Here is a 20,997-nt window from a genome sequence, read left to right on the forward strand (position 1 = left end):
ATGAACAAATAATGTTTGTATATAAATCACAGGACTATAATATGAAAGAAGATATTCTTACGTTGGCAAAAGAAGGTAATGATACCGCGTTATTGCCATTAATAAAAGGTACACGATTTTATTACGAAGCCATCAAAGAAGCCGCTAAATTCAAGCACATCCATCTTGTCAATAAACTGTTCGAACAATTACAATTTAATCCACATGCTTCCAGAACAGGTTTAACAAGTTCTGAACTGGCTTTAATAAATTCAGCAATTGAAGGATATGCCTCCGGACAACATTTTGAGGAGGTTAAAAAAATGGTATCCCTGGGCGGAAATATTTTTCATGGATTGAATGCCCTACTGACCGTGCGCCTATTAACACCAGAAAATGCCTTAAAACTGATTGATTGTGCTAAAGATAAAGCCCAAGAAACAACATTACGCGACGCAATTGAAAACACTTACGACATACAATGTAAAAGTGTTAAAGATAACACTGAGGGTAAGGATACCGCTGCAAGAATAAGTCATTAATTTAATAACAAACATCAAGAGTTCTGATGACTGTGTGGTGTTTGTTATATTCTATGTGTTTGTATTAGCTTTATGCATCACGTTCTAAAATAACGTGTAGACATCCTTTCAATGCATGAATCAACACTCATCCCGGCGTAAAGGAAGTTCTAAGTGTTATCCGCTAAATGATTCCTCTGTTGCGCTGCAATACCATTAAGTACTGTGGCCAGACGACATCCAGCAAATAATATTTGTTTTTGAGTTATGTTTTGCGCTTCCATTTGGTAACGTTTGCCAGGAATTTTATTCTGAACTACCTTATATACCTTGTTTAAGGCAAGTTTATGCGATGCATTAATCCACTTCCTGGGATTTTTTTCTTTATTTGCTTCAGAACAGGCCCATTTTTGTTCCAATTGACGGGCTTTATTTTTTACCTGGAATTGCGTACTTTGTCCGTTTAAGATGCCGGCTCCATTATCCCAATACTTGTGTAAATTATCACCGATTGGATTGTGGGCTAATTTAAACAGGTTCCCTCCCAAATCACCTCGTGGTAACTGTTTACTGACTTTGGTAACAGTGTGCAATGGTTGATGTACATCACCAACTAAATGAGTCAGTATACGAAGGCTTAATCCTTTATCTGCCAAACTTGATTTTTCGGAAGACAAAACTGTAATTGCTTGTTTAATCCCCCATAAGGCATTAATTTCCTGTACAGGGGGAAGCGGGGTTTCATCAAATGAAAAAGGAATATCAATATAATGCAGTGAATCAAACCAATGGATGTCATTTGCTCGAATAGCATCCAACCATGTAGCTGCCACAACAAAATTTGAGCCTGAAGAATCTGCATCATAAGTGTGATTGTATTTATTACACATTTTTTTTGCAGCAGGTGTTAAATTATCATAAGCAATTTGAGCAACCAATTGGTGTCCCATTGCATTCCATGCAAAACTGGTAAAACTACTTAACACCAAAAAAAATGTAATAATAAATCGCATCATAGTTAACTCAAATAAGGAGACCAAGCTGGTTCTTGTACATCACCTTCGCGCGCGGGAAGCTTCATACGTATTCTGCCGTCTATAGAAACGATACCTAAAACACCTTTATCTTGAATTCGTGTTGCGTAAAGAACCAAACGGCTGTTTGGAGACACTGAAGGAGACTCATCCAGACCAGAGAAAGTTAAGCTCGCAATTGGGCCACCTGAAGCATTTTGTAAACCAATAGTAAAATTGCGATCATCACGATGCAGCATCACAATATTTTTCATATCAGGTGTATAAGATGCTCGGGCATTATAGTTTCCTTCGAACGTTACTCTACTGACTTGACCATCAGCGAGTGATAAGCGATAAACCTGAGGTGATCCACCTCTACCAGATGTAAACAGTAAGCTGCGTCCATCAGGAGAAAATCTGGGTTCTGTATCAATGGCATCACCAAATGTTATTTGTTTCATGGAGCCAGAACTTAAATCGATATTATAAATTTTGGGTGTACCTGTCTTTGATAACACAACCGCTAATTGACGTCCATCAGGTGACCATGCAGGTGCACCATTAATACCAGGGAAACTGGTAATTAATCGACGCTGACCTGACTCTACAGAAACAGTAAATATCTGTGCGCGTTTCTTTTCAAAAGACACATAAGATATTGATTTGCCATCAGGAGACCATGAAGGAGACATGATTGGCTCTGAAGATACCAGTAAACTTTGAGGATTATGTCCATCTGCATCAGCCACTTCAAGTGAGTAACGATTTCTTGGACCGCCTCTTTGTACCGAAATGTAAGCGATACGAGTAGAAAAAATTCCGCGCTCACCAGTTAATTTCTGATAGACTTCATCACTGATATGATGAGCCAGTGGCCTGATCTCATTTGCACCTATCTGGTACGTCTTGGTAAGGAGTATAGTTCCATTAGCAACAGCATCTGCGAGAGTAAAGCTGACTTCATAACGATTGCCAACACGATTTACACGTCCTGTAACGACACTGTCAGCACCAAGCTGACGCAAAACACCAATAGAGGATTGTGCATTTGCGCTCTGAGGGCCTGAAACGATTTTAAATTGACCAGAAAGCGTCAAATCGTTTTCAATAACATGAGCTATTTCCACTGCGCCAGCATCTGAGCCAAATGAATTGATTGCAATGGGTAAGGCAGAATTAATGCCTTGAGTAAGCTCCAGATCCAGAGCATAAATCTGGCTGGTACATAACATCAATATAAGTGTAATAATTCGGTTAATCACGAGTTTTACCCCCTAACTTGTTCTGGTCGAACGGTTAAACTGATTTCACGAAACAAATTAAATGTTTCTGCGTCTGTTGGTACAGGAAGTGGTGAAGCTTTATAGATTGCAGTTTGTGCTGATCTATCCAAAAGCGGATCCCCACTACTACGAGTTAAAGTGACTTCTAATACCATTCCATCAGGAGCGAGGCGAATTCTGAATTGGCTGGATAAGCTACTGTCAGCGTTTTCAGGTAAAATCCAGTTTCTACCTATCGCATTAACGATGAGCGCCTTGTACTTATCAACCTCTCCTGCGATTCGTGCCTGATTTTCTGCATTTTGTGCTGCTTGTTGCGCTGCAGCTGCCTCCGCTTGTTTTTTTCGTTCCATGTCTGCTTTTGCCTGTGCAGCACGTGCTTGATCCGCACGAAGTTTCTCTGCTTTGGCTTGTTCTGATTTCAATTGATCTGCCTTAGCTTTTTCTTCCAGTTTTTTCTTATTCAGTTCAGCCAGTTTTTTTGCCTCAAGCTCTTGTTGTTTAACCAGCGTTTCTTTTTGTTTTTTTAACTCCTCGATGCGTTTCGCTTCAAGAGCCTTTTGTTCTGCAAGTTCTTTTAAACGTTTCTTTTCTTCTTCTGCTTGTTTTTTGCGTGCAATCGCTATTTTATTAGCCTCTTCTCTGAGTTTGGCAATATGTTGTTGTTCTTTGATACGTTGCTGTTTTGCAGCTTCCGCCTGACGTTTCAGTTCATTTTGATGATTAATTTCTGCTCTTTGCTTTTGTTCACGTTCCTGTTTTAATCGATTCACTGTATCCATTATTTGTTTATTATCGACACTGACTGCTTTAACTACTTCCTGTTGGGGTACATTTGCTACAGGAAGCTGCATGCCGGGAGTAGTTTTACTCTCGGCAGTCAATACGGGACGCTGTGTTGAAGTATCAGTCAGCAACAAAATCACCAAACAAAGATGAAGTGCTATTGCCGAAATAAATGCTTTACGATAACTGTTTGTACTTATCATGCTTGACCCTCTGAAGATTCATCCGATGAATCAGTCAGTAATCCTACTTGTTCTGCACCCGCCTGCTTCAGTAATGCCATCGCTTGGACAACTTTACCATAAGCTACTCCTTGATCGCCCTTTACTAACACATTGAGCTTTTGTCCCGACTGTTTCGCCAGCTCCAATTCTGCGGCAACCCGCACCACCAATGCCTGCGCTTCTATTGGATCGGCGGGAGTACTGCTGATATTGAGAAAATAAGTACCTTGTTGATTTACAGAAACAATAATGGGTTCTCTGTCTGTTGGTTGCAGATTTTGACTTGCCGCTTTGGGTAAATCAACAGTAACTCCTTGGGTCAACATAGGCGCTGTGATCATAAAAATAACTAATAAAACCAACATAACATCAATATAAGGCACAACATTGATTTCAGAAATTGGACGCTCACGTTTGGTTTTTGCTCTAATCATTTGAGTATTATCCTCTTGAGGTACCCGATGTTTGTTGTTCAATCAGGGAAATAAGCTCTTCCTGAAATAAATCAAATCGATTTAGGAGAGTGTTCGCTCGAGTTGTGTAGCGATTGTATGCAATTACAGCAGGAATAGCCGTAAATAAACCGAGTGCTGTAGCAACCAAGGCTTCAGAAATACCTGGAGCAACCATGGCAATAGTTGCCTGTTGCGCATGACCTAAGGCCTGGAATGAGGTCATTATACCCCATACTGTACCAAATAACCCCACATAGGGAGAAATGGAACCAACTGAGGCAAAAAATGGTAAATGCTGTTCTAGTTTTTCCGCTTCTTTTGCATGACTGATTTGCATGACCCGTTGGATAGGCTCAAGAGTGACAGTCCCCTGCTTCCTGGCACGTACAAATTCTTTGAATCCTGCATGAAATATTGCGGCCATACCCTGATTTTCTTCAGAATTACTGTCCACATCTGCATAGAGTTTGCTTAAATCACTGCTGTCCCAGAATCTTCTGTTGAATGCATCAGTCAGTTGTTTTTTTCGGTTAAAAAACCATGCTCTTTGAAATATTAAAGTCCAAGATACTATTGAGGCAGTCAGTAATATCAGCATTACTGATTTAACGACTAAACCTGCCTGCATAAAATACATCAATACATTTGCTTGATTACCCACTTTTTTATCTCCAGTATCGAAGTTTTTTGTTATTCATTTGCTGCTGCAAATAGTTCAGGTAGTCGTCTCGGTTTTAAATGACCATCAACACAGACTACTTTAATATTTGCTTCACAAATTAAATTGTTGTTTTCATTGTGCATCATTTGATTAAACACAAAGCTGCACTTATTCTGCTCACCAATCCGAGTTGATATAGTTAATAAATTATCCAGTTTTGCCGGGAAAAGATGCTTTATATTCAGCTCACTTATAGCAAACAGAACATTTTCATTCATCAATTTACTTAATAATAATCCCTTAGAACGCAACATTTCCGTTCTGGCTCGTTCAAAATAACGCAGATAATTTGCGTGATAAACGATGCCCATATAATCCACGTCTTCAGCATATACTCTTACACTGGATTGATGACTTGGTGTAAGTTTCATTTATTAATCCTGTTTAATAACATCCAGGCCAAAATGCTGATAGGCCCTCGGAGTAGCCATTCTACCGCGTGGAGTGCGCATTAGGAATCCTTGTTGTATTAAAAAAGGCTCTAAAACATCTTCAATAGTTCCTTTTTCCTCACCAATGGCCGCGGCAATGCTATCAACACCCACTGGGCCGCCATTAAAACGTTCAATAACTGCTAATAGCAGCTTTCTATCCATAAGATCAAAACCATGTTGATCGACTTCCAACATGACCAATGCTTTTTGAGCAATATCGAGACTAATTATGCCACGTCCTTTGACTTCTGCATAATCCCGTACGCGTCGTAATAGTCTATTGGCAATTCGTGGAGTCCCTCTTGAACGCATAGCAATTTCTCTGGCGCCCTCTGGCTCAGTCATTACATTCATTAATTGTGCCGATCGAGTTACAATTTGAGTTAACGAATCAATAGAGTAATATTCAAGTCGTTGAACAATACCAAACCTGTCTCTTAACGGAGAAGTAAGTAAACCAGCCCTGGTTGTGGCTCCAATTAACGTAAAAGGCGGTAATTCCAGTTTAATGGAACGGGCTGCCGGCCCCTCCCCAATCATTATATCGAGTTTGTAATCCTCCATGGCAGGATAGAGAATTTCTTCTATTACTGGGCTAAGTCGATGAATTTCATCAATAAAAAGGACATCATTTTGTTGAAGATTGGTTAAGATGGCAGCTATATCTCCAGCACGCTCTATAACCGGCCCTGAGGTCTGACGAATATTAACGCCCATCTCATGAGCGATAATGTTTGCCAGGGTCGTTTTACCTAAACCTGGAGGCCCAAAGATGAGCACATGATCCAAGGCATCTTTTCTTTTTCTAGCCGCATCAATGAATATTTGCATCTGAGAACTTACCGCATCCTGCCCAATATATTCATTGAGACTTAAAGGACGAATTGCCCGATCTATTGCTTCTTCAGAGACAATACTCTGGGTACTGATTAAGCGATCACTTTCCAGCATAAGAGTCTTATTAGATTCACCCGAATTTAAAACATTTTAACATATGTATTTTTAATATCAGCTTTCTTTTAGGAATTATTTAAAATATTGCTCTGTTGATATTAAATCGCACTGTTGATTAGTACATTTAAGTCCTGACAGAAGTTCAACTACCTGAGCAATCTGTTGTTGATTATCGACCCTGACAATAGTATTGAGCCGACCATAAAGTGTTGTGTTTAAACGGCATTTAATGTGTTGTACTAATTCAGGATTACATGAGGTTGAAAAATAGTATCGGTTTGTAGAGTATGTATTGATATGATTGTTTTTTAAAAGCGTACCAAACGGGATATTTGAATAGATGATATCTCTGATAAACTGCTGTGGTAATTCCCTATAATATATGGTTATAAGCGCCAGCTCTACAATGAGATCTTCATTGATATTCTGCGCCAGTTTTGCATCATTCCGTTCTTTATTAGAATCCAGGTGCATGGTGATGACGCGAGAATAGGTATGTTCATTTGAACTTTGATGGGTATGAATCACACGAATGATTGCTGTTCTTTTATAATAGTTCTCAATGGCTGGAGTTAGTAACGGTTGTGTCAGTAAATCATTATAAGGTTCTGGTAAATTTATTGGACTAACCGGGTGGGTCATCCATTTATTGCTGTTTAAAAATGTCGATAATTGATTTATTCTTTGCTGAATAATATTCGCTTTCAGGCTATCTGAAGATGCGTGCACGCAGTGCACTGTACCGTTAACAAGTAACGTAATTAGAAAAAAAATAATCCTTAGCCACATTATATTTCCTTTTTTCTGGAGAGGTAGACCTCTGTTTCGATTTATTGAATCAGATAATCAAGGGATTCTCAACAACCCAGGAAACGTCATGCCGATCTCCTCAAATGATACTGTGCCAACATCTGGAGATCCTTCACTACGTTCAGGATGACGAGCTTGAACCGTCATCCCGAGTGTGACGAGGGATCTCCTGAATGGGGTGCGGTACCTAAAAGTATTGCGGAGCCTGCATCTGGAGATCTTTCGCTACGTTCATGATAACGAAATTGAACCGTCATCCCGAGTGTAACGAGGGATCTCCTGAATGGGGTGCGGTACCTAAAAGTATTGCGGTGCCTGCATCTAGAGCTCTTTCACTACGTTCAAGATGACGAAATTGAACCGTCATTCCGAGTGTAACGAGGGATCTCCTGAATGGGGTGCGGTACCTAAAAGTATTGCGGTGCTTGCATCTAGAGCTCTTTCACTACCTTCAGAATGACGAAATTGAATCGTCATCCCGAGTGTAACGAGGGATCTCCTGAATAGGGTGCGGTGTCTACATTTGGCACTCCTTTATTGTGTTCAGGATGGGGAAGTTCCAGGTTATTGAAAATTAATTTCTATTTCTATTATAGAATTGCCTGTTCTGTTTTTTTAGTTCATATTAGTTTTATTTAAACAATACTCATTAATATAGGATATTGAATGACCCCAACTGTTTATCTAACCAATCAATTTATTAAACCGATTATTCCCCTGTTACTTCCAGAGTGGCATATTATACCAGGATGGGATTCAACCGCTGATCTCGATAAATTAAAGGTTTCAGCTTTAGCAACCACAGTGTGGGATCGTATTGATGAACCCTATTTATCCCAATTCCCCAATTTAAAATTAATCAGTCATCTGGGAATAGGTACTGATAACATTAACAAACAGTATCTGAAAGAACACCATATTACACTTTTATCACAACCCAATGCAGGTGTTCATGATACAGCAGAACTAGCTCTTACCTTAATGCTAACTCTTGCTCGCAGGATTTTAGTTAACGATCGTTATACTCGCGATAATCATTGGATTGAAAATAAACCCAAGTTTCTTGGAAACCATTTGTTTGGAAAGCAACTAGGACTGGTAGGATTGGGTCAAATTGGCTTAACCATTGCTAAATTTGCTGATGCGTTGAACATGAATGTTTCATACACTGCACGTAATAAAAAAGAATGTTCTTATCGTTACTTCCCTGATGTTAAAACACTCGCCAGTAACAGTGACTTTCTTATAATCTGTTGCTCGGCTAATGCGGATTCGCATCACTTGGTAGATAAATCGGTTTTGGAACTTTTAGGTCCCTATGGATATCTCATTAATGTCGCTAGGGGAAGCATCGTCGATCAAAACGCGCTTATTGATGCTCTAACCAATAAAGTTATCGCAGGAGCAGGATTGGACGTATACAGTAATGAGCCTGAAGTACCTCTAAAGTTGCAACAGCTGGATAACGTGGTCTTATCACCACACATGGGGAGTTCTACTCGAGAAAATTTAGACAGTATGTTTAAACTCCAGGCTCAACAGTTAAATCACTCTTTGCAGAGTTTGTTCCCACATTTAAAAACTATAGAGAACCCTGTTTGAAATTAATGAATAATTGACTCAGAAATAAAGGACTATTATGACAGCAACTTACATTCTAAATACCAACGACAGAGCAAGAGAACGTCTTTCGTTACAACATCAACTCTATGCGCAAAGCAGCAGAAGTCTGGTACAGGAAGCTGGAATCAAAAGTGGTATGAGTGGTCTCGAAATTGGTTGCGGTTCAGGCGCTATGACTCTTGAACTGGCCAAGCTTATTGGGATTGATGGTTCTCTTCTCGCGATTGATTTAAGTCAATCACAACTGGATCATGTACAGAATATAACGAGTGATTACAGTACGATACGATTCAAGTTATGGGATGTAAATCATCTTTCAGACTTAGGCGAACAATTCGATTTTATTTACTGTCGCATGGTTCTTCATCATGTTGCTGATGCTCATTCTGTAATTCAACAGATGACCCGCTGCCTTAAACCAGGTGGCATGATCATTTGTGAAGAGCCGTCTATATTTGACTCAACTTTTTGCTATCCTCCCTCTAAAGCATATGACCAGTTCACTCAATGGGTCAGATCTTGTTTTGCCAAGAATAATCGCGACTTCGAAATTGCGCATCGACTGGAACAGGAATTTACATCATGTAATCTTAATGTCACCCACCATTCTTTATATCAGCCGATTCTCCGTACAGCCCAGGAAAAATTAATCTACTCAATGGCACTACACGATCTGACACCTCAACTGATCGATTTGCACATCGCGTCACAGGCAGAGATTGATTTATTAACTCATGAACTGATCGATTTGGCGGAAACTCGGAATACCATGACCTGGATTCGAATGCATAAAATTATCGCTAAATTAAAGTAATCCTGATTGAAACAGGACTGTACATCCGTTCTCTCTGTTGAGAAACGTGAACAGAATGTTTCTCCATAATTACAGTTGATTATATTTTGTCCTAATTTCCCCTTAAATCGTTGGGCTTTGACCTCTACCCAGCAACGGTTTAACGGGAAATTGATAAAGGACACAAGAGTATCCCTGTTATGACTTATTACCCCGTTAAATCCTGATTACGTCTGTCCACAAAATGTGTCACCAACTTCCTTGCTCTATAAATTCTCGATCTCACTGTCCCAATGGGACAGTGTAATTCCTGGGCGATGTTCTCATAGGTCCGGCCTTCAAAAATATGCATTCCATAACAAAGTCTTAATTCCTCTGATAATCTGGAAATTGCTGACTCGATCTGATCAGTGAATTCCATGTTAATTAATTGATGTTCAGGTGAGTTATAAAATGAGGAATACTGCTCATCCACAAAATGAGCCTCTGACTCCAAACGTAAACTGATTGAACGGTAATAATTTTTGATTGTATTTTGTGTGATTTTATATAACCAGGTAGAAAACTGACTTTTTTCTTTAAAAAAATGTAAATTACGATACACCTTAAGTAACACTTCCTGTGTTAAGTCTTTAGCATAAGCTTGATCGTTAATATAGAAATATATTATTCGTTGCACTTTATGATCGTATCGCTCAAGTAATTTATTGTATGCAACAGAATTCCCATCTCTAGCCAGTTCCACTAAATACTCATCAGTATCTGATCCGTCTCTATTCATAACGTCCTCTTTAGTCCATTATTCGTTGCTGCATATCATGAAAAATAATAACAGTACCATTTGAGATTGGGGCATAATTTATTCATTATGTATAATTATATACTATCTATTTGAAGATATAAGATGAAGTTGTCGTACTTGATTGTCAGGAATCTGATCATTAAAGAGTACTAATAATTTTTTTTTATCCAGAATGGATAGTTGTATGAGGTGAAATATTGTGTTATGAACAATAATTCGGAGATCATCACAGTCATGTGTTGCTCCATTTCGCATCGCAACAAACCATTGTTTGTTTCGATAAGACATCTCATCGATGAAGTGACATGGATTTTGATTCTTAAATTCCAAACTCATACAAACAGTAATTGTTATAGTCAAAACCAGTTTAAGCAGAATAATCACGGACGAATAACTGATGAGAGCCACGGTTAGCAGGTATAAAACTAAAATCAAACGAAAATATACCTTTGATTTAGCAGGCTTAAGTATTATTTCTGATAATAGTGACAATTTCATTCAGCTCAGTATCTTCTGGTTCAGTATGTCCCATTAACCACGAAAACAACTCAGGATCCGTACAACTTAATAGCAAATCAAAGGATTTGAGTTCATTCTCATTTAAAAGATCTAACCCCTGTTCCAAAAATCGTTGCAGAATAAGATCCAACTCGAGCATACCACGTCGGCAATGCCACGTGATTCTGGCCTTTTCTCGCGCATCTAGCATGAATTATCTCAAAATTAGTGTGTCATTATTATTTTATCATTGTTGAATCATAAGATAATAAAAATCTTAAACTCTAAAATGACTCTAAAATCATCCGTGCTGATGATACACTAGTCAAATTATAAACGGAAACATTGATATGACCATGAGTACACATCAGCAACATACTATTAATAACAGAACGTTAACAACAGTTGATCTGAATACTGTTAAGTTTAAACCTGAACCACTCAAAAACTATCTTTTTGATTTATCCTATCTCGGAATAATCGGATTGGAAGGCGAAAAAGCAGTTGATTTTCTTCAAGGTCAATTGACCTGTGACTTAACTGCAGTATCGGATATACAAATGATCCAGGGAGCTCAATGCAATTTGAAAGGACGCATCCTTTCACTTCTGGATATCATCAACTGGCAAGGAGTTAAATTAGTTCTTCCCAAAGATATGATTGAGGCTACCGTTAACTCACTCACCAAAACAGCTCAGTTATCAAAAGTTACTTTACAAGAACGTACTGAATTCAGAATTTTAGGGTTTTATTTACAAAATACTAAAGATATTTTACCTGATACCACGTTTTTCTCACCTGATTTGTATGCTCTTTCGTTTAATTCCAATTATTGTTATTACCATTTAGGCAATGGATTTTACATTTTCATAGTGTCAGAAAACGATTTAATAAGTTGTTCTGAGTTATTTAAATCACGAAATCAATATTTGGGTTCTTTACCTTGGCATACACTGAGACTAATACAGAAACAGGTCGATATCTATCCTGAATCCAGAGGATTGTTTCTACCCCATAGACTGGGTTTACATGACACAAAATACATCAGCTTTAACAAGGGATGTTATAAAGGACAAGAAATTATAGCAAGAACCCAATACCGAGCAACGATAAAGCATGAATTAAAAATTTTTGTAATCGAAGTAAAACACGACCTCCATTCAGGTCAAAAACTATTTAAATGCAATGAAGAAATAGAAGTTGGTGAGTTAATTGACTATTCAAAATTAGGCAATAATCGATATCTGATTGCCGTAAGCTTGCTTAAAGAGCCGATTGCGTCTGTTCGATTTGAAGGACAAAAAGAAGAGGTTGCCCTTGAAATACCTGTTCTTTAATTCTGTACACAGATAATTTGATTGATAAAATAAAGTTTGGGTGCCGACTATCAGTGAACGCCTAATACAAGAGGGTTCTATCGCATCGCAGTAAGTCCAAAAATAACGTCATCCTGAGCGAAGTGGAGGATCTCCCAATTCCAGGCATCATGCCTGTTTCAGGAGATCTCTTAGTTCGTTCAGCATGACTTGATCTTTGGACAAATTGAGAAATTCTCAAGTTTTATCAAGCTCTTTCAGGTTTAATAGGCTGAATACTGATTACAAAAAAAAGGGTTTTCAATCGCAAAGTCTATCGCTTTTGCCCAGGTAGCATGCGTTTTAATACATTATTTTTGTCAATAAAATGATGTTTCAAAGCACCAAGAACATGCAGACAAATAAATGCAATGAGGATCCATGCAATAACTTCATGTGACTCCTCCATAAATTCAGCCAATGATTTGTCAGGAGTTATCCAGGGTAATGGCATTTTAAATAAACCGAAATAAGTAGGAACATAATCAGCCGCAACTGACATAATCCAGCCACTCAGGGGCATAATAAGTAAAAGAACATAAAAACTGTATTGTACAAAGCGGGATAATACTTTTTCCCACGGTTTAACTGAATCAGGTAAGGGAGGCTTTCCTTTGGCATGAACCCAGACAAAACGTAAGAGCATCAAAAATAATATGGTAATACCTGTCGACTTATGAAGCATGTATGCAGTGCCCTGGTATTGCTCAGGAATTTCATCAAGGAAAAATCCCATACACAGCATTCCTATAACAGCCAGAGCTATTATCCAATGAAACCATTTGGACATGGATGAATAACCTGCATCAATTTTTTTTTCCACTTAATCTCTCCTTGAACTATCAATTGAATCAATCAGATGACCATAAAAATCCCATGTTATCACTTAAACGTTTATAACATGGGATGACAATTGATTAATACACTTCCTCTGTTTTTGCATAAGATTGTAGCGTGGTCTGTGTTAAATCCAGCAGCTCCCTTATTGCAACAAAGAACATGGTGTAATTTAAAGCAGTACTGGATTTTAAATCAGTCAGGATAAAACGCCATCGCTCAATTAAGCCTAAATGAGCCTCTCCCCAGGAATCCAATCTGGCTTTAAGATCACCATTTTTAGATTGAAAACTCATTATTCCTGAAGTTAGTTGACGCTGTTGCCAGTCCAAATCATCGCGTAAAGCCTCTCTGGATAATGACTCCCAGTGATTTTCAGTTGGATGGATAATAACTTGTGTTCTAATCCAGGACAGATCCAGGAACTCACCTATGCCAAAATAAATTTCTGCAACCTGGGCAATTTTCAAATTTTTAATGTTTGCCAATTCAATTATATCAGTCGCTGCAAATAATCCGCGCGTTACCGTTAATTCATGTGCCAGGGCAGGTGGAATTCCATCTCGGATCCTTTCTGCATACTGCTCTTCATATTGAGCTCGACCCTGCTCACCAAACACAGCAGGCATTGATTTTTTAAATTCTACAACGCCTTTTGAATACAGTTTAATTGCATGACCTACATCTAATGTTCTTCGTTGGTTACGTAAAAACCATCGCGTAACTCTTCTTGAAAGTCGAACATAAAGCATCATCATGTCAATCTGTTGTTGCGCACTAATCTTGGTACCCAACTCTTCAATTTGTTTCCAGATGGACTCCAAATCAAGAACAGTACGCGCAATCATATAGGCTCTGACGATAGCAGAAACTGGTGCCCCCGTCTCATCTTGCAGTCTGTAAACATAAGTGAACCCCATTTCATTGACGATAATATTGCTTAATCGTGTAGCAATAATTTCTCGTCTCAATGGGTGATCCTGCATTTGCTTGCTGAATCGTTCCTGTAATGGTTTGGGAAATGAATTAATCAGTATCTCATTCATATAGCTTTCTTCAGGAACATCAGACGCAAGAATTTGTTCCTTTAACAAGGTCTTGCTGTAACACATCAATACCGCAATACCAGGTCGACCCAGTCCCTGCCCCATCAATTTACGCTCCAGCAGAGCCTTATCATCGGGTAAAAACTCAAGACTACGGTCTAATTTACCTGTTCTCTCGAGCTCATTGATGTAGCGTGACTGTAACTCCAATGAACGAATTGCCTGTGATGCGGATAAACTAATGGCGCGAGTTTGTAAAAAGTTATCTCTGAGAACTAGTTTAGAGACTTCATCAGTCATTTCACTTAATAATTCATTTCGTTGTTTAGGAGTTAAATCTCCTGAAGCAACAATAGTATTAAGTAAAATTTTAATATTAACTTCTTTGTCAGAGCAGTTAACTCCACCCGAATTATCAATAAAATCAGTATAAACCATTCCACCTTGCAAGGTATATTCTACTCGAGCTAACTGGGTCAGTCCCAAATTACCACCCTCACCGATTACTTTACAACGCAATTGCTTGGCATTAACACGAGTTGAGTCATTGGTTCTATCGCCAACGCTGGCATTCGATTCCAGACTTGATTTGACGTAGGTACCGATACCACCACTCCAAAGTAAATCAACTTTAGCTTTTAAAATGGTTTTAATTAATTCATTAGGCTCAATTTCAGTTTGTTTGATGCCAAATACTTTTTGCATTTCAGGGCTAACCGGAATTGATTTTGCGTTGCGATTGAATACGCCACCACCTTTTGAAATTAATTTTGGATCATAATCAGTCCAATTTGATCGTGGTAAGTTAAATAATCGTTTGCGCTCTTTATAACTTGCCGCTGCATCAGGATTAGGATCAATAAAAATATGAATATGGTTGAAGGCGCCAACTAACTTGATGTGTTTCGATAACAACATACCATTACCAAATACATCACCAGCCATATCGCCAATTCCCACAACGGTAAAATCATTATTGAGAATATCAATATCCAATTCATAAAAATGACGTTTAACAGATTCCCAAGCACCTTTCGCTGTAATCCCCATTTTTTTATGGTCATATCCGATGGAGCCACCTGAGGCAAAAGCATCTCCCAGCCAAAAACCATATTCAAGGGAAATTGAGTTTGCAATATCCGAAAACGTTGCCGTACCTTTATCAGCCGCAACGACCAGGTAGGGATCGTCTTCATCATAAAACACAACGTTTTGAGGTTTAACAATATGGCCGTCTTTATAATTATCAGTAATATCCAATAACCCTCTGATAAATAGTTGATAACAACTAATGCCTTCAGCCATAATTTCTTCACGAGTACCATTAACCGGTAAATGTTTTGGTACAAAACCACCTTTAGCACCGCTTGGTACGATAACGGAATTTTTAACCTGTTGCGCTTTCATCAAGCCAAGAATTTCAGTACGGAAATCTTCTCTGCGATCCGACCAACGTAACCCTCCTCGAGCCACTTTGCCGCATCGTAAATGTACCCCTTCAAAACGTGGAGAATAAACGAATATCTCAAACATTGGATGAGGTTTAGGTACACCTGGAATCATCTTGCTGTTTAATTTGATGGATATATAGCTTTTAGGTTTGCCATTCGAATCCACCTGGTAAAAATTAGTGCGAAGTGTGGCATTAATGGCTTGTACGTATTGCCTGATAATTTTGTCTTCATCCAGATTGGAGACACTATCAAGATCATTTAATATTTCAGCCGTCAAATCATTGAAACGTGCTTCTCTTTTACTGTTTTCAGAAGGATTACAACGAATTTCAAACAACCGTACCAATTTCTTCGCGATTTTTACATTATTGTTTAACGCCGTTTCCATATAGTCCTGGCTGAATGTAAAACCAATCTGCTTAAAATATTTTGCATAAGTTCTGAGAATAGCAACTTCACGCCAATCAAGCCCTGCCGCTAAAACCAGTTGATTAAATCCATCATTCTCGGCGTCGCCAAACCATACTCTGGCGAAAGCATTTTGGAATAATTCCTTGATCTCATCAATATTGAATTCAAATTCCTTAGTATATTGCATGGCAAAATCATTAATCCATGTAACTTTACCGTCTTCAAACTTGAGAACATAAGGGCGTTCACTAATGGCTCTTAACCCAAGATTCTCCAATATAGGCAGTACATCTGATAATGCTATAGTTGAATCATGTTGATATACTTTTAATCTAAAATTATTCTCAGATTCATCAAGTGGTCGGTAAAAATTAATTCCCAAAGAATGTTCCGGAGTGAGGACTTCAATGTGTTTGATATCATTCACAGCAGTGCGCGGAGAAAAATTATCACAATACGATACAGGGAACGCATTTTTATAATGCGCAAATAAAGCGTTTGCCTGTTCCTCGCCATATGTTTCATGTAAGTAATGTTGTAGATCATCAGACCATAAACGCCCTACATCAATAAGTTTCTTCTCGATTTCTTTCAAATCATATTCAGGACAATCCTGGGGATTCACCTTAATAATAAAATGAATACGCGCCAGAACTGATTCAGAGAATAAGGTAGAGAACGTGATTTCTTCGGCATTAAAACTTTCTGCCAATATGTTTTGCATGGCATGTCGTAATTCTGTATTAAAGCGATCTTTAGGAACATAGACCAGACAGGAAATAAATCGCCTGTACACATCCATCCGTGCAAAGAGACGGATTCTCTTCCTGTCCTGCATGTAAAAAATGCCCATGGCAATTTCAAGGAGCTCATCTTCTGAACCTTGAATCAAATCATCTCTTGGTAAAGTTTCAAGTATATTGAGTAGTACTTTTCCTGCGTGGCTGCGAGGATTTAACTTGGAATTCTCCATAATTAACGCGACTTTATGGCGCAAAAATGGAATATGTTTCGGGTTGGTATGATATGCAGCTGAGGTATATAGTCCTATAATTCGTCGTTCACCGATTACTTGTCCTTTAGAGTTAAATCGTTTAATACCGATATAGTCGGTATAAGCATCTCTATGAACGCTGGCCAATGTATTTGTTTTTGACATGACTAATATTCTGGGAGATAAGGTTAGTTCCCGGGCTTCTGGCGTCATTGCAGAGATACTTCGCGTGGATGATTTATTTGAAGATTCCCTTAAAACACCCAATCCAGTGTCAGGAATGGCCTGTAAGATGGTTTCTTTTCCCTTCTGTATCAATTCGTAATCTCGAATTCCCAGAAAAGTAAAATGATGATCTTCTATCCAGTTCAAAAATGCCTTTGTTTCTTCAAGCTCATTAGAGTCAACCACCTTAGATACATGGTCCAGTTCTTTTATTGCTTCTCGAACTTCGGCCCTCATTTTTTCCCAATCTTCAAAAACTGCTCTATTATCCTCTAAAACACGTTCAAAGTTTTTATGTAATTCTTCGAGCATTAAAGGATCGGTCTGCCGGTCAATTTCCATAAAAATAGGAGCTTCATGCAGGACGTTGTTTTCTTCAGAACTCATTCCATTACGCGGTAAAATGTCACAGACATGATTGTGACTGTCTCTTTTTACCCGAATACCACCCATATGAATTATCAGATGAGAAGTCAGCCCCATACGGTTAATCACCATACGAAGTGAGTCAACAATAAAGGGCATGTCATCACAAATAATTTCAACAACGGTGTGCGTTGTCTGCCAACCATGGCGTTCAAAATCTGGATTATAAATTCTGATCTTGGTTTCCTGTGGGGAACGTTCTACGATTAACGACCAGAAATTAACTACCGCACCATATAGATCATCGACATCCCATTCACGAAGATCTTCCAGGGCAACAGTTCCATATAATTGTTTGGCAAACTCGGCACAAAATCCTGCTTGCTCACCTGCCATAGAATGTTTTATTTTTTCCACAACAGCTTCAATTATTACGTCTTTACCCTCTTCAAATTTATAGGACATTAGCTCACCCCGTCAGATTTTCATATGCTCTGCAGCATTCATTATTGTTTAAATTATTGAATATATACCAATGTATCTGTTGTAACCCAATTTGCCAGATCAATAACCGATCTATTATTTAACCGGATGCAACCATGAGAACCTGGTATACCTAACTTCGTGGAATCAGGAGTGCCATGTATGTAGATAAATCGTTCCAGAGTATCTACATTACCGCCCTTATTTCTTCCTGGCTCCAAACCCTCTAATTGTATTATTCGCGTTAAAATCCAGTCTCTGTCTGGAAATTGTTCAGCCAGTTGCTCTGAATAAATTTCACCAGTCCATTCTCTGGCAACCAGAACACTATTAACTTGATGTTCTAATCCGATTATAGAATAGACTCTATGCCACCCTCTGGGAGTGCACTCGCTGTTTTTAATTTCACCAGCGCCATTTTTTCCAGTAGATACCTGGTAAGTAAAAGCCAAACTTTCGTTTTCGAAACCCTTCATTTCCTGTTCTGCAATAGAAATAAAGAGGGTTTTGTCGTTATTTATCATATTATGAATCACTGATCGCAATTGTTTTAGTATTAACGAACTCTAAAATTCCTTCACGAGATAACTCCCTACCATAACCGGAGTGTTTAATTCCTCCAAACGGTACTCGTGGGTCGGATGCAACAAAACTATTTACAAAGCACACTCCTGCTTCAATCTCATTTGAAGCAATCCGTTCGCCCTTTTGCACATTTCGAGTAAATACAGCAGCCCCTAGGCCATACTTACCTTTATTAGCAAAAGAAATCCCTTCTTCCTCGCTTTCAACAGCGCAGATTGAAATCACAGGACCAAATAATTCTTCATCAAAAGCAGCCATGCCAGGTTTAATATCTGTTAATACAGTTGGTGGATAATAAAACCCCTTACCCTCAGGAATTATACCACCAAGCAATAATTTAGCACCTTGTTTCATGGATTTTTCTACTTGATTGTGCAGATTATCACGCAAATCCTTACGAGCAAGAGGTCCAAGATTGGTTTTAGGGTCTAGAGGATTGCCCATTTTATATGAAGAGATGTGTTCCATGATCTTCTGGGTTAATTCTTTTTCAATGGCTTTCACTACAATGACACGTTTTGCTGCAATACACACCTGGCCGGAATTATTTAATCGTGAAGCGACTATTGAATGAGCGGCCAGATCGGTATCAGCATCTTCAAGAATAAGATAAGGATCAGAGCCTCCCAGTTCCAATACTGATTTCTTTAAATACTTACCTGCCTGTGATGCAACTGAACTACCCGCACGTTCACTTCCGGTAAGAGTTACTCCGGAAACATAAGGATTTTGAATAACTTTTGCCGCTCCCTCATTGTCAATAATGATATGCTGAAATAAATTCGGTGGAAAATCAGCCTCTTTGAATAAGAGTTCGATTCGATTTCCTGTCCCGGATGATATGGGGGCATGCTTTAACAATGCTGCATTTCCAGCCATTAATGTTGGAACCGCGAAACGAAAAACCTGCCAAAATGGAAAATTCCAGGGCATTATCCCAAAAACGATCCCTAATGGTCTATAACATACTTTTGCCGTTTTCATTTCTGTTTCTATTGTTCGCGAAGCAAGGTACGACTCAGCATGTTCAGCGTAATGTTCACATACCCAGGAGCATTTATCAATTTCGGCTTTTCCGGATGTAATAGGTTTTCCCATTTCCTGACTCATTAAATGAGCCAGTTCTTCCTTATTTTGTTCCAATATATGGGCCAACTGCAGCATTAATCCCTGTCGTTTTATAAATGGAGAATTTTTCCAGGATAAATAAGCATTATGTCCTGCTTCAATTTTAGTATTTATAGCATCATCATTAAGGCAATCATATACCGCCAAAAGTTGTTCTGTTGCCGGATTAATAGTCTGTATTTTCATTTAATCACCATGTGTAAGATACAATATTATAAGTTTGGACCATTCACTAGATACTATTTTAGCTAAAGTTTGCAACTCTCCTTGCACTTTACTTTTGATTGTTGATACTATTTTTATATTCTATGCTGTTTTGATGTAAAGAACAGTACTATAAATCAAGATGTTAATTTAATTAATTAACCCTGGGATAATTAATGAAGCAGATAAAACCACCTTTTAATCCTATGCAATATATGGCAGCCTGGGCTGTGCATATATTTACTGCCAGTGGAGCGCTTATCGGGGTTTTTACTTTAGCCAAAATCTATCAACAGGAATACGTCTTTGCATTATGGCTAATGGCATTAACCGTTTTTATCGATGCTGTCGATGGAACATTTGCTCGTTTATCTCATGTTAAAACAGTTTTACCAAAAATTGATGGAGCCTTGCTGGATAACATTGTTGATTATCTGAACTATGTGATAACACCATGCTTTTTCTTATTGGTTAAACCAGGGATGCTCCCTCAGGAATATTCCGCACTCATCATTGGAGCGATCACCATCACTTCAGCGTACCAATTTTGCCAGGATGATGCGAAAACACCGGATCATTTCTTTAAAGGGTTCCCTTGTTATTGGAATATTGCCGTTTTTTATATGTTTATATTCAATACTTCAATGACTTTAAATGCCATACTCTTGTCAATATTTTGTGTCCTTATTTTTGTTCCAGTCAAATACGTTTATCCTTCGCGGCTGGATTACCTTACTGATTCAAGAGTACTTAAAATTCTCATGCATTGCTGCTCAGCGATTTATGGCGTCAGCTCAGCTTGCCTGCTTATTTATTATCCTAATACCAGTACTATCTGGCTCACACTGTCCCTGGGTTATATAGCCATGTATTTATTTTTGAGTTTTTATAGAACCTATTCACCGATGATAAAAGCTAAAATATCAGCAAATAGAGATTTATAGTTCTATTTTTTCATTCCAGGATAGACTTTGGCTATATTATGATTAAAATAGCAACTAAAGTTTGTT

The 20,997-nt window shown here is 38.4% G+C and carries 20 protein-coding genes; 5 read left to right on the forward strand and 15 right to left on the reverse strand.

What is annotated here, in order from left to right; genetic code table 11:
* The first annotated feature begins 41 nt into the window (after positions 1 to 41).
* A complete protein-coding gene (locus IZU94_RS02450) occupies positions 42 to 521 on the forward strand; it encodes a hypothetical protein (protein WP_203107656.1) in 480 nt (159 codons plus the stop codon).
* Between the two features lie 149 nt (positions 522 to 670).
* Here IZU94_RS02450 and IZU94_RS02455 read toward each other — a convergent pair whose 3' ends face one another.
* The 8 genes from IZU94_RS02455 to IZU94_RS02490 all read right to left on the reverse strand — a co-directional run bounded on the left by IZU94_RS02455 (position 671) and on the right by IZU94_RS02490 (position 7,162).
* Positions 671 to 1,516 carry a S1/P1 nuclease gene (locus tag IZU94_RS02455; RefSeq protein ID WP_203107658.1) on the reverse strand — a complete coding sequence of 282 codons (846 nt, stop codon included), beginning with the start codon at positions 1,514 to 1,516 and terminating at the stop codon, positions 671 to 673.
* A gap of 2 nt (positions 1,517 to 1,518) precedes the next feature.
* The gene (gene tolB / locus IZU94_RS02460; protein ID WP_203107660.1) at positions 1,519 to 2,778 is read right to left on the reverse strand and encodes a Tol-Pal system beta propeller repeat protein TolB; all 1,260 of its coding nucleotides are present in this window, start codon (positions 2,776 to 2,778) and stop codon (positions 1,519 to 1,521) included.
* A gap of 5 nt (positions 2,779 to 2,783) precedes the next feature.
* Positions 2,784 to 3,788 (reverse strand): cell envelope integrity protein TolA, encoded by a 1,005-nt coding sequence (gene tolA, locus IZU94_RS02465; RefSeq protein ID WP_203107662.1) that lies wholly within the window; start codon positions 3,786 to 3,788, stop codon positions 2,784 to 2,786.
* Positions 3,785 to 4,243 carry a protein TolR gene (gene tolR, locus IZU94_RS02470; protein ID WP_203107664.1) on the reverse strand — a complete coding sequence of 153 codons (459 nt, stop codon included), beginning with the start codon at positions 4,241 to 4,243 and terminating at the stop codon, positions 3,785 to 3,787. The genes tolA and tolR overlap by 4 nt, the downstream gene beginning before the upstream one ends.
* A 7-nt stretch (positions 4,244 to 4,250) precedes the next feature.
* On the reverse strand, positions 4,251 to 4,925 hold the full coding sequence (gene tolQ / locus IZU94_RS02475) for a protein TolQ (RefSeq protein WP_058473384.1): 675 nt from the start codon (positions 4,923 to 4,925) through the stop codon (positions 4,251 to 4,253).
* Between the two features lie 29 nt (positions 4,926 to 4,954).
* Entirely contained in the window at positions 4,955 to 5,356 is a 402-nt protein-coding gene (locus IZU94_RS02480) for a YbgC/FadM family acyl-CoA thioesterase (protein WP_203107666.1), read from the reverse strand.
* Positions 5,357 to 5,359: 3 nt separating this feature from the next.
* Positions 5,360 to 6,370 (reverse strand): Holliday junction branch migration DNA helicase RuvB, encoded by a 1,011-nt coding sequence (gene ruvB, locus IZU94_RS02485; RefSeq protein ID WP_203107668.1) that lies wholly within the window; start codon positions 6,368 to 6,370, stop codon positions 5,360 to 5,362.
* Between the two features lie 75 nt (positions 6,371 to 6,445).
* A complete protein-coding gene (locus IZU94_RS02490; RefSeq protein ID WP_203107670.1) occupies positions 6,446 to 7,162 on the reverse strand; it encodes a hypothetical protein in 717 nt (238 codons plus the stop codon).
* Between the two features lie 687 nt (positions 7,163 to 7,849).
* On the opposite strand from IZU94_RS02490, the gene IZU94_RS02495 reads away from it, so the two are divergent.
* The gene (locus tag IZU94_RS02495; protein ID WP_203107672.1) at positions 7,850 to 8,785 is read left to right on the forward strand and encodes an NAD(P)-dependent oxidoreductase; all 936 of its coding nucleotides are present in this window, start codon (positions 7,850 to 7,852) and stop codon (positions 8,783 to 8,785) included.
* A gap of 37 nt (positions 8,786 to 8,822) precedes the next feature.
* Entirely contained in the window at positions 8,823 to 9,620 is a 798-nt protein-coding gene (locus tag IZU94_RS02500; protein WP_203107674.1) for a class I SAM-dependent methyltransferase, read from the forward strand.
* A gap of 187 nt (positions 9,621 to 9,807) precedes the next feature.
* Here IZU94_RS02500 and IZU94_RS02505 read toward each other — a convergent pair whose 3' ends face one another.
* From IZU94_RS02505 to IZU94_RS02515, 3 genes are all read right to left on the reverse strand, one after another.
* Positions 9,808 to 10,380: a sigma-70 family RNA polymerase sigma factor gene (locus IZU94_RS02505; protein WP_203107676.1), complete on the reverse strand. Its 573-nt coding sequence runs from the start codon at positions 10,378 to 10,380 to the stop codon at positions 9,808 to 9,810.
* Between the two features lie 102 nt (positions 10,381 to 10,482).
* Positions 10,483 to 10,737, reverse strand: a complete 255-nt coding sequence (locus tag IZU94_RS18110) for a hypothetical protein (RefSeq protein ID WP_203162714.1) — start codon at positions 10,735 to 10,737, stop codon at positions 10,483 to 10,485.
* Positions 10,738 to 10,864: 127 nt separating this feature from the next.
* The gene (locus tag IZU94_RS02515; RefSeq protein ID WP_203107680.1) at positions 10,865 to 11,110 is read right to left on the reverse strand and encodes an FAD assembly factor SdhE; all 246 of its coding nucleotides are present in this window, start codon (positions 11,108 to 11,110) and stop codon (positions 10,865 to 10,867) included.
* A 145-nt stretch (positions 11,111 to 11,255) separates the two neighbouring features.
* Between IZU94_RS02515 and ygfZ the strand changes: the two genes are divergently transcribed.
* Positions 11,256 to 12,236 (forward strand): CAF17-like 4Fe-4S cluster assembly/insertion protein YgfZ, encoded by a 981-nt coding sequence (gene ygfZ / locus IZU94_RS02520; RefSeq protein WP_203107682.1) that lies wholly within the window; start codon positions 11,256 to 11,258, stop codon positions 12,234 to 12,236.
* Between the two features lie 292 nt (positions 12,237 to 12,528).
* Here ygfZ and IZU94_RS02525 read toward each other — a convergent pair whose 3' ends face one another.
* From IZU94_RS02525 to IZU94_RS02540, 4 genes are all read right to left on the reverse strand, one after another.
* Positions 12,529 to 13,077: a cytochrome b gene (locus IZU94_RS02525; RefSeq protein WP_203107684.1), complete on the reverse strand. Its 549-nt coding sequence runs from the start codon at positions 13,075 to 13,077 to the stop codon at positions 12,529 to 12,531.
* Positions 13,078 to 13,171: 94 nt separating this feature from the next.
* On the reverse strand, positions 13,172 to 18,052 hold the full coding sequence (locus IZU94_RS02530; RefSeq protein ID WP_203107686.1) for an NAD-glutamate dehydrogenase: 4,881 nt from the start codon (positions 18,050 to 18,052) through the stop codon (positions 13,172 to 13,174).
* A 53-nt stretch (positions 18,053 to 18,105) separates the two neighbouring features.
* Positions 18,106 to 18,594, reverse strand: coding sequence for a L,D-transpeptidase (locus IZU94_RS02535; RefSeq protein ID WP_203107688.1), 489 nt, complete (start codon positions 18,592 to 18,594; stop codon positions 18,106 to 18,108).
* A gap of 1 nt (position 18,595) precedes the next feature.
* Positions 18,596 to 19,969 (reverse strand): NAD-dependent succinate-semialdehyde dehydrogenase, encoded by a 1,374-nt coding sequence (locus tag IZU94_RS02540; RefSeq protein WP_203107690.1) that lies wholly within the window; start codon positions 19,967 to 19,969, stop codon positions 18,596 to 18,598.
* 194 nt (positions 19,970 to 20,163) lie between these two features.
* Between IZU94_RS02540 and pcsA the strand changes: the two genes are divergently transcribed.
* Positions 20,164 to 20,931: a phosphatidylcholine synthase gene (gene pcsA / locus IZU94_RS02545; RefSeq protein WP_203107692.1), complete on the forward strand. Its 768-nt coding sequence runs from the start codon at positions 20,164 to 20,166 to the stop codon at positions 20,929 to 20,931.
* The last annotated feature ends 66 nt before the right edge of the window (positions 20,932 to 20,997 follow it).

The sequence above is a fragment of the Legionella bononiensis genome (assembly GCF_016786215.1).
In the GTDB taxonomy this organism is placed as follows: Bacteria; Pseudomonadota; Gammaproteobacteria; order Legionellales; family Legionellaceae; genus Legionella; species Legionella bononiensis.

Bases quoted from the DNA above. Each gene is read 5' to 3' on its own strand.
- IZU94_RS02450 (WP_203107656.1), top strand. From the start codon at position 42: ATGAAAGAAGATATTCTTACGTTGGCAAAAGAAGGTAATGATACCGCG.
- ruvB (WP_203107668.1), bottom strand. From the start codon at position 6,370: ATGCTGGAAAGTGATCGCTTAATCAGTACCCAGAGTATTGTCTCTGAA.
- IZU94_RS02480 (WP_203107666.1), bottom strand. From the start codon at position 5,356: ATGAAACTTACACCAAGTCATCAATCCAGTGTAAGAGTATATGCTGAA.
- tolA (WP_203107662.1), bottom strand. From the start codon at position 3,788: ATGATAAGTACAAACAGTTATCGTAAAGCATTTATTTCGGCAATAGCA.
- tolR (WP_203107664.1), bottom strand. From the start codon at position 4,243: ATGATTAGAGCAAAAACCAAACGTGAGCGTCCAATTTCTGAAATCAAT.
- IZU94_RS02455 (WP_203107658.1), bottom strand. From the start codon at position 1,516: ATGATGCGATTTATTATTACATTTTTTTTGGTGTTAAGTAGTTTTACC.
- IZU94_RS02505 (WP_203107676.1), bottom strand. From the start codon at position 10,380: ATGAATAGAGACGGATCAGATACTGATGAGTATTTAGTGGAACTGGCT.
- IZU94_RS02540 (WP_203107690.1), bottom strand. From the start codon at position 19,969: ATGAAAATACAGACTATTAATCCGGCAACAGAACAACTTTTGGCGGTA.
- IZU94_RS02515 (WP_203107680.1), bottom strand. From the start codon at position 11,110: ATGCTAGATGCGCGAGAAAAGGCCAGAATCACGTGGCATTGCCGACGT.
- IZU94_RS02500 (WP_203107674.1), top strand. From the start codon at position 8,823: ATGACAGCAACTTACATTCTAAATACCAACGACAGAGCAAGAGAACGT.
- IZU94_RS02530 (WP_203107686.1), bottom strand. From the start codon at position 18,052: ATGTCCTATAAATTTGAAGAGGGTAAAGACGTAATAATTGAAGCTGTT.
- IZU94_RS02495 (WP_203107672.1), top strand. From the start codon at position 7,850: ATGACCCCAACTGTTTATCTAACCAATCAATTTATTAAACCGATTATT.
- IZU94_RS18110 (WP_203162714.1), bottom strand. From the start codon at position 10,737: ATGAGTTTGGAATTTAAGAATCAAAATCCATGTCACTTCATCGATGAG.
- IZU94_RS02535 (WP_203107688.1), bottom strand. From the start codon at position 18,594: ATGATAAATAACGACAAAACCCTCTTTATTTCTATTGCAGAACAGGAA.
- pcsA (WP_203107692.1), top strand. From the start codon at position 20,164: ATGAAGCAGATAAAACCACCTTTTAATCCTATGCAATATATGGCAGCC.
- IZU94_RS02490 (WP_203107670.1), bottom strand. From the start codon at position 7,162: ATGTGGCTAAGGATTATTTTTTTTCTAATTACGTTACTTGTTAACGGT.
- ygfZ (WP_203107682.1), top strand. From the start codon at position 11,256: ATGAGTACACATCAGCAACATACTATTAATAACAGAACGTTAACAACA.